13 protein-coding genes and 1 pseudogene are annotated in these 12,952 nt (G+C 66.9%); 8 read left to right on the top strand and 6 right to left on the bottom strand.

The genetic code is table 11. From position 1 onward, the window contains the following. Positions 1–119 precede the first annotated feature (119 nt). Positions 120–1,412, top strand: a complete 1,293-nt coding sequence (locus F9K20_RS14720) for an adenylosuccinate synthase (protein ID WP_291003262.1) — start codon at positions 120–122, stop codon at positions 1,410–1,412. 12 nt (positions 1,413–1,424) lie between these two features. Here the strand turns inward: F9K20_RS14720 and F9K20_RS14715 are convergent, their stop codons facing one another. The 4 genes from F9K20_RS14715 to F9K20_RS14700 all read right to left on the bottom strand — a co-directional run bounded on the left by F9K20_RS14715 (position 1,425) and on the right by F9K20_RS14700 (position 4,023). After that, a complete protein-coding gene (locus F9K20_RS14715) occupies positions 1,425–1,847 on the bottom strand; it encodes a GFA family protein (RefSeq protein ID WP_291003259.1) in 423 nt (140 codons plus the stop codon). A gap of 434 nt (positions 1,848–2,281) precedes the next feature. Beyond that, positions 2,282–2,818, bottom strand: a complete 537-nt coding sequence (locus F9K20_RS14710; protein ID WP_291003257.1) for a deaminase — start codon at positions 2,816–2,818, stop codon at positions 2,282–2,284. Positions 2,819–2,881: 63 nt separating this feature from the next. Beyond that, positions 2,882–3,421: a GNAT family N-acetyltransferase gene (locus tag F9K20_RS14705; RefSeq protein ID WP_367115815.1), complete on the bottom strand. Its 540-nt coding sequence runs from the start codon at positions 3,419–3,421 to the stop codon at positions 2,882–2,884. A gap of 137 nt (positions 3,422–3,558) precedes the next feature. Next, positions 3,559–4,023, bottom strand: a complete 465-nt coding sequence (locus F9K20_RS14700; RefSeq protein WP_291003255.1) for an NUDIX domain-containing protein — start codon at positions 4,021–4,023, stop codon at positions 3,559–3,561. Between the two features lie 140 nt (positions 4,024–4,163). On the opposite strand from F9K20_RS14700, the gene F9K20_RS14695 reads away from it, so the two are divergent. The 5 genes from F9K20_RS14695 (at position 4,164) to F9K20_RS14675 (ending at position 9,093) form a co-directional block, all read left to right on the top strand. Next, positions 4,164–5,096 (top strand): metallophosphoesterase, encoded by a 933-nt coding sequence (locus F9K20_RS14695; RefSeq protein ID WP_291003253.1) that lies wholly within the window; start codon positions 4,164–4,166, stop codon positions 5,094–5,096. A gap of 304 nt (positions 5,097–5,400) precedes the next feature. Further along, positions 5,401–6,471 (top strand): patatin-like phospholipase family protein, encoded by a 1,071-nt coding sequence (locus F9K20_RS14690; RefSeq protein WP_291003250.1) that lies wholly within the window; start codon positions 5,401–5,403, stop codon positions 6,469–6,471. A gap of 65 nt (positions 6,472–6,536) precedes the next feature. Further along, positions 6,537–7,346: a molybdate ABC transporter substrate-binding protein gene (gene modA, locus F9K20_RS14685; RefSeq protein ID WP_291003247.1), complete on the top strand. Its 810-nt coding sequence runs from the start codon at positions 6,537–6,539 to the stop codon at positions 7,344–7,346. Between the two features lie 9 nt (positions 7,347–7,355). Continuing rightward, on the top strand, positions 7,356–8,030 hold the full coding sequence (gene modB / locus F9K20_RS14680) for a molybdate ABC transporter permease subunit (protein WP_291003245.1): 675 nt from the start codon (positions 7,356–7,358) through the stop codon (positions 8,028–8,030). Further along, positions 8,020–9,093 (top strand): ABC transporter ATP-binding protein, encoded by a 1,074-nt coding sequence (locus tag F9K20_RS14675; protein ID WP_291003242.1) that lies wholly within the window; start codon positions 8,020–8,022, stop codon positions 9,091–9,093. The genes modB and F9K20_RS14675 overlap by 11 nt, the downstream gene beginning before the upstream one ends. Before the next feature lie 53 nt (positions 9,094–9,146). On the opposite strand, the gene F9K20_RS14670 is transcribed toward F9K20_RS14675, so the two are convergent. Continuing rightward, on the bottom strand, positions 9,147–9,926 hold the full coding sequence (locus F9K20_RS14670; RefSeq protein WP_291003240.1) for a helix-turn-helix transcriptional regulator: 780 nt from the start codon (positions 9,924–9,926) through the stop codon (positions 9,147–9,149). Between the two features lie 217 nt (positions 9,927–10,143). Between F9K20_RS14670 and F9K20_RS14665 the strand changes: the two genes are divergently transcribed. Then, a complete protein-coding gene (locus tag F9K20_RS14665; RefSeq protein ID WP_291003238.1) occupies positions 10,144–10,329 on the top strand; it encodes a hypothetical protein in 186 nt (61 codons plus the stop codon). 77 nt (positions 10,330–10,406) lie between these two features. Here the strand turns inward: F9K20_RS14665 and F9K20_RS14660 are convergent. Further along, positions 10,407–10,691 (bottom strand): annotated as a pseudogene (locus F9K20_RS14660) (septal ring lytic transglycosylase RlpA family protein); the annotation flags it as partial. A 914-nt stretch (positions 10,692–11,605) separates the two neighbouring features. On the opposite strand from F9K20_RS14660, the gene chrA reads away from it, so the two are divergent. Then, positions 11,606–12,922 (top strand): chromate efflux transporter, encoded by a 1,317-nt coding sequence (gene chrA / locus F9K20_RS14655; RefSeq protein WP_291003236.1) that lies wholly within the window; start codon positions 11,606–11,608, stop codon positions 12,920–12,922. Positions 12,923–12,952: the final 30 nt, after the last annotated feature.

Below are 12,952 nucleotides of genomic sequence, written 5' to 3'. Positions count from 1 at the left end.
CCCGCTCCCCCCGTGCCGTAGGCGCCCCGTCGGAGGGGTTGGCGGGGGCGATTCTGCGCTATAAGGCCCCGGATGGCCCCGGCGTCCGATCCGGGGCCTAGTCACGAGTGGGATCCGAAATGGCGAACGTCGCGGTGGTCGGCGCCCAGTGGGGCGACGAAGGTAAAGGCAAGGTCGTCGATTGGCTGTCGGAGCGTGCCGACATCGTCGTCCGCTTCCAGGGCGGACACAACGCCGGTCATACGCTCGTCATCGGCGACAAGACCTTCAAGCTATCGTTGCTGCCGTCGGGCGTGGTCCGCTCGGGCAAGCTCGGCGTGATCGGCAACGGCGTCGTCGTCGACCCGTGGGCGCTGTGCGCGGAGATCGACAAGCTGGCCGCACAGGGCGTCGCTGTCAGCCGCGACAACCTGCGCATCGCCGAGAACGCCACCCTCATCCTACCGCTGCACCGTGAGCTGGATGCCATCCGCGAGGAAGCGGCGGGCACCGGCAAGATCGGCACCACCGGCCGCGGCATCGGACCCGCGTACGAGGACAAGGTCGGTCGCCGCGCCATCCGCGTGCAGGACCTGCGCAACCCGGCGACGCTGGGTGCCAAGATCGATCGCATCCTCGTGCATCACAATGCGCTGCGCCGTGGCTTGTCACAGCCGGAGATCTCCAAGGACACACTGTTCGCCGAGCTGAAGGAGATCGCGCCCAAGATCCTCCCCTTCATGGACGTGACCTGGGACCTGCTCGACCACGAGCGCCGCGCCGGCAAGCGCATCCTGTTCGAGGGCGCGCAGGGCGCCCTGCTCGACATCGACCACGGCACCTACCCGTTCGTCACCTCGTCCAACACGGTCGCGGCACAGGCGGCGACGGGCTCCGGCATGGGCCCGCGCAGCATCGGCTACGTGCTCGGCATCGCCAAGGCGTATACGACGCGCGTCGGATCGGGGCCATTCCCCACCGAGCTCAACGACGAGATCGGCACGCGCATCGGCGAGCGCGGCCGCGAGTTCGGCACCGTCACGGGCCGCAAGCGCCGTTGCGGCTGGTTCGACGCGACCCTGGTGCGCCAGACGTTGAAAATTGCCGGCATCGACGGCATCGCGCTGACCAAGCTCGACGTGCTCGACGGCTTCGATGAGATCAAGGTCGGCGTCGGCTACATGCTCGATGGCGAGCGCATCGACCGACTGCCGGCGGGGAGCGGCGCGCAGGCGCGCGTGCAGCCGATCTACGAGACGCTCCCCGGCTGGACGCAGTCGACGCATGGCGCCCGCTCGTGGAGCGAGCTGCCGGCCCAGGCGGTGAAGTACGTGCGCTACATCGAGGAGCTGATCGAGCGCCCGGTGACCATGCTGTCGACCAGCCCCGAGCGCGACGACACCATCCTCATGAAGGACCCCTTCGCCGACTGATGCGCCGCCGTTTCAGGTCGGTGGCGGCATGCCGTCGTAGCAGGGAACGTCCTCGGCGGTGATGTCCCACAGCGGTTGCGAATTCTTGTAGAGCACCCATTGAGGATCGAACCAGGTGTGGTCGTCGAAGGCGCCGACCGCGACGTTCATGAAGCCGGGGCGGCCGGAATTCTCTCCGAACAGTCGGCTGCCGCAAGTCGGACAGAAGTGGCGCGTGTTGACGTTGCCGCTGTCGGCCTTGACGGCGAATGTCTTCGTCTCGCCGCTGATCGTCACGTCCAAGCGCCGGAAGCGGGCGTTCGACATATGCCCGGTGCCGGATGCGCGCTGGCAGTCCTTGCAGTGGCATTGGCCCATGGTCACCGGCGGTGCCGCGACGGAAAAGCTCACGGCGCCGCACTGGCAGCGCCCCTGGGCGAACGGTGTGCCTGACACGTCTCTCCTCCCTCGCCGCCAGCGGGGGAGCATAGCTACATCCGCGCCTCGAGACGACCCAATGAGAAGGACACCCGACTCGAATGCTCGAGCAGCGGGTGTCCTTTCAATGGGCGGACGCGTGCCTCGACGAGGGGGATGGGGGAGGGGAGCGAGACCCGTGTCCGCGGAGACAATGCAGACGCATCGAAATTCGTTCCCGGCCGATGCAGAAAGTTTTTTGGCGTTCGACGCGATCGGCAAAACAGTGGAATTTCAACGCTGTCCTCAACACCAAGCTTAGCTCACGTTGAAGAGGTTCATCAGGATGATGACGCCGATCGGCACACCGAGCAGCCATAGGATGATACTGCGCATCTTTGAACTCCGTGTCGCTCGCTTGGCCGATAAGACTCGCCGCGCACACAAGAGATCCGTCGACGTCCTTTGCGCCGCTACGGCTTTCCGTTCGGAAACAGGCGCATGGCGTCGCCCGATAGCAGTCCGCCGGTAATGTCGATGCTGGCGAACGGGGTGGCGTTGGCAATTTGCCGCGCGCTGATGTCGATCTGGCCGATGCGCGTCGCGAGCTGCGCGATGGAGGCGGCGAACACCACCCGCTTGATACCGCACCACACGATCGCTCCCATGCACATCACGCACGGCTCGCCGGACGTGTAGAGTGTGGTCTCCTTGAAGGCCTCCGGCTCATGACCGTTGAGGAAGGCCCTAATGGCCATCATCTCCGCGTGCGCCGTGGGATCGGCGTTGCGCTTGGAGCTGTTGCGCCCGAAGGCGAGCACGCGGCCGCCCCGCACGATGACGGCCCCGAACGGATAATCGCCCTCTTTCGCCTGGTCGATGGCGAGCTGCATGAAGCGCGCGTCGTCCGCCGTCGCCGGCGAGGACTTCGCCCGTGCCCCGGCTTCACCCGGCAGCAGCTGAGCAGCGAGCAGCACGCCGCCTCCACTGAGCAACGTCCGCCTGTCCATCGTTCCCTCCCTGCCGTACCTCGTATCCGTGGCAAGTCTATGCGCAACCGATGGCGCCGGTCATCACGCACGTTGTCCGGCGGTGGGGCCGCAGCTGCGCGCAAGCGCGCCTGGAATGAGCTCGGCGGCGAGCAGGCGGCGCGGATCCACCGGACCCGGCAGCGTGATCTGCCCCGGCGGAACCGGGCGGAATCCGAAGCGGCCGTAGTAGGGCTCGTCGCCGACGAGAAGCACGAGGCGCACGCCGTCCGTCCTTGCCGCCTCCATGGCTTCGCTGATCAGCCGCTTGCCGAAGCCCTGGCCGGCAAATTCTGGATCGACGGCGAGCGGACCCAGCAGCAGCGCGCCGCCCTCGCCACCGACGGTGATAGGCGTGAAGCGCACCGCCGCAATCAGCCGCTCGCCGAGCATCGCTACACGGCAGTAGGGCGAGAAGGCCGGCGCGCCCTCGCGCACGCGGTAGGCGGTGCGCGTGAAGCGGCCGGGCCCGAAGACCGTGGCGTGCAGGCGGGACACCGCGGGAAAGTCGGCCGGCGTCAGAGGCCGGTTGGTGACGTTGGGCGACATGGAAGGCGAGGCTTTCGAGGCAACCCGCTCGGCCAAGCCGGCGGGTCTCAGTATCTATAGCGGCAAATCAGGCATGGCGGCGCACGCGTGCTGGCCGCCTCGTCGCAGTGCTGAGCCTCGGAGCCGTCTCGACATGGGCGCCCTGTAGCACGCGGCCGGCGGCCGGTCCAGGGTCACCACATGGCGTTGCGCGGGGCGCCGGCGAATATCTCCTCGACGCGCCGTGCGGTGCCAGGGCTCATGTCGGGCGGCAGTGCGTCGCGCGCGAACAACCGCTGCTCGGCGATCTCGTAGTTCGGCTCCGGGACGCGCGTCTGCTGCCAAGAGCGCACGACGAACAGTGCCACGTGGTCGTTGGGAAATATGGCGGCGTTGGAATAGATGCCGAACAGCTCCGGCCTACCCGTCAGCGCCACCCCAACCTCCTCGTCGAGCTCACGCTTGAGCGCCGCCTCCACGGTCTCGCCGCGCTCGACGCCCCCGCCGGGAAAGCGCCAGTAGGGTTGATAGGTGTGGCGAATGAGCAGAATGCAGCCCTCGGCATCGATCAACACGGCTTGCGCTCCGAGCGTCAGGCCGCGCGACAGTCGCCAATAGCGTTGCAGAAGCCTGGCAGCGATCAGGTTCCTGGACAACATTCCGCTCCTTCATTGCGCGACCTTTCGCGCGTCTCGGGCGTCTGCGTCATGCGCTCAACTCATGTCGAGCCGTGCTAGGTTCGGCGCGCGGCATCCTGCCCGAGCACCGTTAACGACGGCAATCCCTGCTGAGCCACGCGATGAGTGAAACGATCACGCTTGCCCACGTGTCGGACGTGCATCTGTCACCGATGCCCGGTGTCGCGCTGCGCCATCTCAACGTCAAGCGTGGTCTCGGCTACCTCAATTGGCGCCGCCATCGCCGCCATGCGCACCATCGCGCGGCGCTCGATCTCGTCGTCGCCGACATGCTGGCGCACAAGCCCGACCATATTGCCGTCACCGGCGATCTCATCAATCTCGGCCTACCGGTGGAATACGAGGCTGCAACCGCGTGGTTGAACGAGGTCGGAACGCCACAGGATGTCACCGTCGTTCCGGGAAATCACGACATCTACACATCGCTGCGCGGCGACCCCGGCATCGCCCGCTGGGCCGCTTACATGCGGGCCGACGCCTGGGGTGCGAAGTACGTGCCGCCTCCGCCGGCGCAATTTCCGTTCGTGCGTCGCCTTGGCCCCGTCGTCCTCATCGGCGTCAACTCGGCGGTGGAGACGCCACCCTTCATCGCCGCTGGCGAGGTCGGGGCAAGGCAGCGCGCCGCGCTCGCCGCGCTGCTGCCGCAGCTGGCAGCAGAAGGCCTCATCCGTGTCGTGCTGATCCATCATCCGCCGTTGCCGGGACAAGCGCCGCCGCGCCGCGCCCTGCGCGACGCCGAAGCGCTCGCGCACATTCTCGCTGCGCACGGCGCCGAGCTCGTGCTGCACGGGCACAATCATTGCGACAGCCACATGGATTTCGCGCGTCTGCCCGAAACGGGGGGAGGAAATATTCCCGTCATAGGTGTTGCCTCCGGCTCCATCGCGCGCGTGCACAAGAACGAGCCTCTTGGTCGCTACAACTTGCTGCGCATTGGACGCGTCGACGGGCGCGTGCACATCGAGTGCGCCACGCGCGGTCTCGAAACCGGTGGGCGCAGCGTGGGTCAGATCGAGCGCAAGCTCGTCACGTAGTCGGACGGTTGCGTTGCACACGAGCAAGTGCCGCGCTCTGTTGTCGCACGAACGGCCATCGCGACAATCCGCAGGTCGCGGACTTTACGTGCGAATGCACACGCCGGCGCAAACGCGTAGCGTCACGCGCGCGCTGCACAAATCTATGGCGCCTGCGCCACGCCAGCGCACCGACTGACGTGCGGCGCACTTCTCCCCATGCCGCGTTCGCCGTGACACTATATAGGGCTACGGGTGCTCACCGATGGAGCGCCCAGGCTAGGCGGGGCGAATGCAAGTGCGGCTATTCCGGCGAAACGTTCGGTTGAATCTAGCGCTGCAGGGCGGTGGTGCGCATGGCGCCTTCACCTGGGGTGTGCTCGACCGACTGCTCGAGGACGACGAGCTCGAGATCAACTGGGTCAGCGCGACGAGCGCCGGCGCAGTGAATGCCGTTGCCGTCGCGTCGGGCCTCAGCGAGGGCGGCAAGACGTCGGCGCGCAACAAGCTGCGCAGCGTGTGGGAGGCTGTGCACAAGGCCGGCGTTCCGGACCTGCTGCGCCTCAATCCCTTTCTCTACGGTCTCACGCGCACGCCGCATCTGGCGCAGATGGCGAGCCTGTGGTCGCCGTACGAGTTCAACCCGCTCGGCTTCGATCCGCTGCGCCGCCTGCTGTCGGAGAGTATCGATTTCGCGAAGCTGCGGCAGAATTCGCCTATCGAGCTGCTCATCGCCGCGACGGAAGTGGCCACTGGACGCTCGCGCATCTTTCGGCGTCACGAGCTGACCGTGGAGGCGGTACTCGCTTCCTCGTGTCTGCCGACGCTGCACCATGCGGTCGAGATCGACGGCGTCGCCTACTGGGACGGCGGCTTCTCGGCCAACCCGGACATCAAGACGCTGGCCATGGAGAGCCCGGTCGAGGATACGCTCATCGTGCAGCTCAACCCGCTTGTGCGCCCGGGGCTGCCGACCGGAGTGCGCGAGATCTCGCTACACGCGAACCGCCTCGCCTTCAACGCCCCGCTCATTCGCGAGGTGGAGCTGATCGAGACCGTGCGCGAGTGCCAGCAGGGGCGCATCGGCGGCCCGCGCGGACGCTTCAGCAAGCTGGCGACGCACCGCTTCCACCTCATCGAGGCCGGCCGCTATACGAGTGCGCTCAGCCCCGACAGCAACATGAAGCCCGACTGGACGCTGCTGAGCTATCTCTTCAGCGCCGGCCGCGACGAGGCCGACAAATGGCTGGGGCGGCACCGGTCGGCAATCGGGCGCCGATCGAGTGTCGATCTGAAGGAGCGCTTCTTGACGCACCGGCGCGTCGGCGGTTCCGCTGGCGAAGACCGCGGCGCCGGCAAAGCGAAGGCTCCCGTTGCGGCCGATATTCCCGACTGAATATAACGCTCGACTGCGACCGAGACGGCTGCTTATCATGCGGCCGAAACGGCACGGAGGTGGTCATGAGCATTGCACTGAGCGCGCTGCGCGCCGCGCAGCGGCTGGCGCTGGTCGGTGCATTCACCATGCTGGCCGTGAGCACTCACGCGCCCGCGCGTGCCGACGAGGCGCCATCGATCGCCGCTGCGGCCGACCTGCGGTTTGCTCTTGCCGAGGTCGCTGAACTCTTTCGCAACCAAACGGGACACTCGGTCAAGCTGGTATTCGGGTCGTCCGGGAACTTCTTCACTCAGCTCGAACACGGTGCTCCATTCGAGGTCTATCTGTCCGCCGACGAGGCATATGTGAAGCAGCTGGCCGCGCGTGGGCTGACCCGCGATGAGGGCACTCTCTATGCAGTGGGGCGTATCGTCATCTTTGCCCCGACCGGCTCGCCGCTCGAGGTCGACGGCAATCTCGCTGGGCTTGCTGTCGCACTGAACGAAGGCCGCATCGAGCGTTTCGCGATCGCCAACCCCGAACACGCGCCCTACGGCCGCGCTGCGCGAGAAGCGCTGTTGGCTCTCGGGCTATGGCACAATATCGAGCAGAGCCTCGTTCTTGGGGAGAACGCCTCGCAGGCCGCCCAGTTTGCCGCTTCGGGATCTGCCCAAGGGGGAATCGTCCCGCTGTCCCTCGTCCTTCGGCCTGAGGTCGCAGATCGCGGCACCTGGGCACTTTTGCCCGAAAGCCTGCATGCGCCGTTGCGTCAGAGAATGGTGTTGCTCAAGCACGCGGGCGCCGTGGCGGACAAATTTTACTATTTCGTGCAAGAGCCTGCAGCGCGAGCGATTCTACAGCGCTACGGATTCGTCCTTCCGGCAACCAACTAAAGCTCGGCGATGGATTGGACCGCATCTTCGTTGTCGCTGAAGCTCGCCGCGTGGACGGTTATCCTGCTCCTGCCCGTAGCCATAGCGATCGCGCGCTTCCTCGCCTGGAGCCGTGTGCCGCTGAAAAGTGGTATTGAAGCGCTGATCTTCATGCCGCTGGTGCTGCCGCCGACGGTGCTGGGGTTCTACCTGCTCGTCGCCTTCTCGCCCCAATCGAGCTTCGGCAACCTGCTCAGGGCGGCGTTCGGGACACCGCTGGTGTTCACCTTCGCGGGCATCCTCGTCGCCTCGCTGATCATCAACCTGCCGTTCGCCGTGCAGCCTATCCAGCGCGCCTTCGAGGCCATTCCCCGCAACGTGCGCGAGGCCGCCTTCGTCAGCGGCCTGTCGAGCTGGGAGACGATGCGGCGCATCGAGCTGCCGCTCGCCTGGCCCGGTATCGTCTCCGCTGTCGCGCTGACGTTCGCCCATACGCTCGGCGAGTTCGGCGTCATCTTGATGATCGGCGGCAGCATTCCCGGCGAGACGCAGGTGCTGTCGATCGCCATCTACGATCGCGTGCAGGCGTTCCACATCGAGGAGGCGGGCGTGATGTCAGCCGTCCTGCTCGCCTTCTCGCTCATCGCCATCGCCGTCGTGCATATGCTGGCGCGGCGCCAGAGGACCGGCACGCATGCGCCATGACCCAACGGCGCTGTCGGTCGCGCTCAATCAGGCGGGCCCGATCCCGCTCGACGTGACGCTCGCCTGCCGACCCGGCGAGCTCCTTGCCCTCATCGGCCCGTCGGGCAGCGGCAAGAGCACTGTGCTGCGCTGCATTGCCGGCCTCTACCACCCGCAGGCGGGACGCATCGTCGCCGACAGCGAAACCTGGCTCGACACCGACGCAGGCATCGACCTTTCCCCGCAGGCGCGTAGCGTCGGCCTGGTGTTCCAGGACTACGCACTGTTCCCGCACCTCTCCGCCCTCGACAACGTGCGCCTTGCCATGCTCCGCTTCACGGAGCCGGCGCGCAGCCGCTTGGCGGCGGGACTGCTCGCGCGCGTGCATCTCAAGGGCCTCGAAGCGCGGCGCCCGGATCAGCTCTCCGGCGGCGAGCGTCAGCGGGTTGCGCTGGCCCGCGCCCTGGCGCGCGATCCCAAGGTTCTGCTGCTCGATGAGCCGTTCTCCGCCGTCGACCGCATGACGCGCGAGGCACTGAAGGAGGAGCTCGCGGCCCTGCATCGCTCGCTCGATGTCCCCATTGTGCTCGTCACGCACGATCTAGAAGAGGCGCAGGCGCTGGCCGACCGTATATGCGTGCTGCATGGCGGCAAGACGCTGCAGATCGGCGCCCCCGACGAGGTGCGTCTGCGCCCCGCCGATGCGCGTGTCGCACGGCTCATGGGACAAGCCAATCTGGTTCCTGCCACGGTGCAGGATGCAGGCCACATTCGCTGCGGTCCGCACACGCTCGCCGTCGCCTCGACCAACGGCGCCCGGGCCGGCGACCGCGTCAGCGCCCTGCTGCCGCCCGACTGCATCTCTCTCGTTGCGAGCGATGCCGAAGCGGTCAACGTGATGATGGGGACGGTTGCCGACGTGCAGCCGCTGGGCGATTTGATCGGACTCATTCTCGATCTCGAGACGCTCCGTCTGCGCTTGAAGATCGGCGCGCGCGAGGCAGCCGCGCGCAATATGCAGGTCGGCGCCGTTGTCAGCGCACAGCTCGACCCGGCAGGCATCCATGTAATGCGCGAAGACTGATTACACTGATTACAGGGCGGATGCGCGCTCGTCCAACCTGCAGCCCCGTGATGCTAGGGGCCGATGAGGCGCGCGTAGCCGTCGCTCACCGTCTCGTCGAGCGCTTTCTTGTAGGCGGGATACAGTGGGCTCGCCGGCGTGATGTCGCCGAGGTTGCCGTCGAACGCCTCGCGCTTGGCGTACACGATGGGCGTCGCCACCGGGATCAGCATGGCGCCGTGCTTGTGGATGGTGGTGATGATGCCGCGCATCTCGCCGAAACGATCCACCTGCGAGACGACGACCATGCGCATGGCGCCCTTGGTCAGCGACACCAGGTGGATGAACATGGACGAGGACGGGATGTAGAGCCGGCCGCGATGCGAGTAGGGGGCATCCAGCCGGTCGCGCTCCTGAAACAGCAGGCTCGGCCAGTCCGGATCCCACGTGACGTCGGTGCGGTAGGCGACGATGCACTCCGGACGCGAGAACGAGGCGCGCAGCGTGAGGTAGCTGCCGATGTAGTGGTCGACCGCGGCGCGCGTGTAGGCGCCCATGTACAGCGGGGCGACGACGCCGCCGTTTTCGCCCTGCAACTCGGGCGGGGCCGGCGTCGCGGTCCCGACCCCGTTCCAGGCGCCCTGCAATTTGTCGAAGTCGAGCCCGAGAACCATGCATACGTCGAATAGCGTCTGATCACGCACCGAGCGGCCGCCGAGCAGGTTCTGGATGGTCTTCTCGTGGCAGTCGGCGGCATCCGCAAGCTCAGCCTGCGTCAGCTTTTTTTCGATCATTGCGGTCTTGATCTGGGCGATGGCCGATTCACGCGCTGATCTCGACACGGTGGCCTTCATGGCTGCGGTCTGCCTCGGAGTGGACGCCATTGCGAACGCAATTTGCCGGAATCTACCGGCAATTCTCCCCTCTGGGCAAACGGAACCACGCGCTAGCTGCGTTTCCTGGAAGTTGGGGGTTGGGCGCCTCGTCTTTCCGGGGCGGCGCGGGCAGTGTCGAGGTGGAATTCGCCCAGGTGCGGTGTGGCCGCACCGCCGTGATCAGGAGCTCAATGCCATGAAGGCCCCGAGCGATTATCTCAACGATCCCCGCCATCTCGCCGGACCGTGCGCGGCCGTCTGTGTCGCCTTGGGCGGCGCCGCCGTCGTGGTCGGGGGCATGCTGCTGGTCGGCGTGCGCGAGCTGGGTGTGGCACGCTTCCTTCCCGACTTCGCCACGCTGCACAGCCTCATCGTCGGCTGAGCGTAGATCCAATTGCACAAATGAAAAGGCGGCGGGGTTCGCGTCCCGCCGCCTCATTCGTTCTAGCGTAGGCGCCGTCAGTTGGTCGCGATGCGCTCGACGGTCACCGGCGCGACGCCGGACGACTTCATGCCGATGACGCCGGCCGCGGCCGTCGACAGGTCGATGATGCGCCCGCGAATGAACGGCCCGCGATCGTTGATGGTGACGACCACCGACTTGCCGTTGCGCTTGTTGGTGACCCGCACCTTGGTGCCGAACGGCAGCGTGCGATGCGCGGCTGTCATGGCGCCGGGATTGAAGCGTGCGCCAGACGCCGTCCGCGAGCCGGACTCGGTGCCATAGTAGGAGGCCATGCCCGACTGCGACGACGTGGTGCGGTAGGCGCGCTCCGTCGTCTCGACCTTGCGCACGGCGATCTCGGGCTTCTTCTCGAGCACGGGTGCCTTGCTCTCGGTCGCCGCCTCGGCCTGCGTCTGCTTGCGCTCGGGCAGGTCGACCTTGGCCTGCTCCTTGCGCTCAGGCAGATCGACCTTGGTCTGCTGCTGGCGCTCGGCCTGCGGCTTGGCGGTCTCGTGCTTGGCGACCTTGGCGCTCTTGCGCTTGCTGCTCGCTTGGCGACGATACGTGCGTTCGCCAGAGAATTCGTAAGAGCGATAGCTCGTGGCTGCCGGCGCCCCGCCGCAGGCAAACGCCGGGCTCATGCAGGTCCACGGGGCGTTCTCGGCGCTGGCCGGCGACAACGTCAGCAGGCCAAAACCAACAACGGTCAAGGCGGAAGAAAGGTAGGTCCGCATTTCGTACTCCTCGTTGCGGGCGGCGAATGCTCGGGACATATGCCGATCCCCGAACCAGGCATCTCGGTGGAAGCCTGGAGGCGCGCTCGTTGAGCGGCGTGCGATTTGGGTGGGAAGGGATCGTCTTGCGCAGTTCGAAGTCCGGAGCGGAACACCAGAACCTGTTCAGCCGCCTTCAGAGATGATTGGGGAGTGCCCCCCGTCCTGGTGCGCGCTACCGACCACCGCTAATTGTGGCGGTCAATGCTTCAATTTGAGCGACACTCGCGCAACATTTGAAGGAACGTCGGCGCGTGAAGGAGTTAGCTTCCGCTTGCCGGCTGGCAGGCGCGACGGCGGGTCGCATGCATGGGGACAACCACAGCGACAGCGGGTTGCTGCGTGCGTGTCGGGCGCGTAGCATGTTGCGTGGGGCAAGACGGGCCGCCCCGTTAGACCTCGTGTCCAAGCGCCGTCTCCAACGCCTTTGGAGGCATCGCATGGAACGCTCGAGCAACACTCAAGACCGGCAGCCCGCATCCTCACTCCCGTCCTTCCGTCAGCTCGTCGCCGTGTTCGGCAAGATCGGACTGCTCTCGTTCGGGGGACCGGCAGCGCAGATCGCGCTCATGCACCGCGTGCTGGTCGACGAGCAGCGCTGGCTCGACGAGCGCCGCTTTCTCTCCGCCTTGAGCTTCTGCATGCTGCTGCCCGGCCCCGAGGCCATGCAGCTCGCCACCTACGCCGGCTGGCGCCTGCACGGTGTCAAGGGCGGCCTCGCCGCCGGCCTCCTGTTCGTCGCGCCGGGCGCGGCGCTGGTGCTCGCGCTGTCCATGCTTTACGGCGCCTACGGGGCTACGCCGACCGTGGCGGCGCTGTTCGTCGGCGTAAAGGCGGCCGTCCTCGCCATCGTGCTGCAGGCGCTGGTGCGCGTCGGCAAGCGGGCCATCAAGGGCCGGCTCGACTGGGCCGCCGCTTTCGCCGCATTCGTCGCCATCTTCTTCCTCGACCTGCCGTTTCCGCTGGTCATCCTGGCGGCGGCGGTGGCGGGCTATTTCCTGCGCGCACCTGGCGCGATGCCGGCGCAAGCCGAAGCGATGGCACCGGTTCCTGTCTCCAAGACCCTCGGCACCCTCGCCACGTGGCTGGCCGTGTGGCTGGTGCCCCTCTTCGCGGTAACCGCGGTGTTCGGCTCCGGACACGTGCTGGCGCAGCTCGCCTTCTTCTTCTCCAAGCTCGCCGTCGTCACCTTCGGCGGCGCCTACGCCGTCCTCGCCTATATGGCGCAGGAAGCGGTGAGCGGCTATCGGTGGCTCACTGCCGGCGAGATGCTCGATGGGTTGGGACTCGCCGAGACGACCAATGGCCCGCTCATCCTCGTCACCGAGTTCGTCGGCTACATCGCCGCGCTGCGCGCAGGCGGCGTCGCCATGGGCGCGCTCGGCGCGCTCGTCACGCTGTGGGCGACGTTCGCGCCCTGCTTCCTGTGGATCTTCGTCGGCGCGCCGTACGTCGAGCGCCTGACGCACGCCCCGCGTCTCGCTTCCGCGCTGCGCACCGTCACCGCGGCCGTGGTCGGCGTCATCGCCAACCTGTCGCTATGGTTCGCGCTGCACGTCGTCTTCGCGCATGTAGATGAGCGGCAGGCTGGGCCGCTGCGCCTCTACGTGCCCGATGCATCGACGCTCGACATCGCCGCGCTGGCGCTGTCGTGTCTCGCTCTCGTGCTCATCTTCGCGCTGCGCTGGGGCATCGTGGCGACGCTCGGCGCGTGCGGCGCGGCGGCGCTGCTGTGGCTCGGCCTCGCGCCTGCCTAGTGTGATGATGGAGAAATTCGCCATAATCAG

Origin of the sequence: Hyphomicrobium sp., assembly GCF_009026145.1 — a bacterium.
Taxonomy (GTDB): domain Bacteria; phylum Pseudomonadota; class Alphaproteobacteria; order Rhizobiales; family Hyphomicrobiaceae; genus Hyphomicrobium_A.
Note: the sequence above shows the minus strand (reverse complement) of the source record. Positions and strands in the feature narration are given on the sequence as shown.

Coding starts and splice junctions, on each gene's coding strand:
- F9K20_RS14670 (WP_291003240.1), bottom strand. CDS start 9,926: ATGAAGGCCACCGTGTCGAGATCAGCGCGTGAATCGGCCATCGCCCAG.
- F9K20_RS14700 (WP_291003255.1), bottom strand. CDS start 4,023: ATGTTGTCCAGGAACCTGATCGCTGCCAGGCTTCTGCAACGCTATTGG.
- F9K20_RS14720 (WP_291003262.1), top strand. CDS start 120: ATGGCGAACGTCGCGGTGGTCGGCGCCCAGTGGGGCGACGAAGGTAAA.
- chrA (WP_291003236.1), top strand. CDS start 11,606: ATGGAACGCTCGAGCAACACTCAAGACCGGCAGCCCGCATCCTCACTC.
- F9K20_RS14675 (WP_291003242.1), top strand. CDS start 8,020: ATGCGCCATGACCCAACGGCGCTGTCGGTCGCGCTCAATCAGGCGGGC.
- modA (WP_291003247.1), top strand. CDS start 6,537: ATGAGCATTGCACTGAGCGCGCTGCGCGCCGCGCAGCGGCTGGCGCTG.
- modB (WP_291003245.1), top strand. CDS start 7,356: ATGGATTGGACCGCATCTTCGTTGTCGCTGAAGCTCGCCGCGTGGACG.
- F9K20_RS14695 (WP_291003253.1), top strand. CDS start 4,164: ATGAGTGAAACGATCACGCTTGCCCACGTGTCGGACGTGCATCTGTCA.
- F9K20_RS14710 (WP_291003257.1), bottom strand. CDS start 2,818: ATGGACAGGCGGACGTTGCTCAGTGGAGGCGGCGTGCTGCTCGCTGCT.
- F9K20_RS14665 (WP_291003238.1), top strand. CDS start 10,144: ATGAAGGCCCCGAGCGATTATCTCAACGATCCCCGCCATCTCGCCGGA.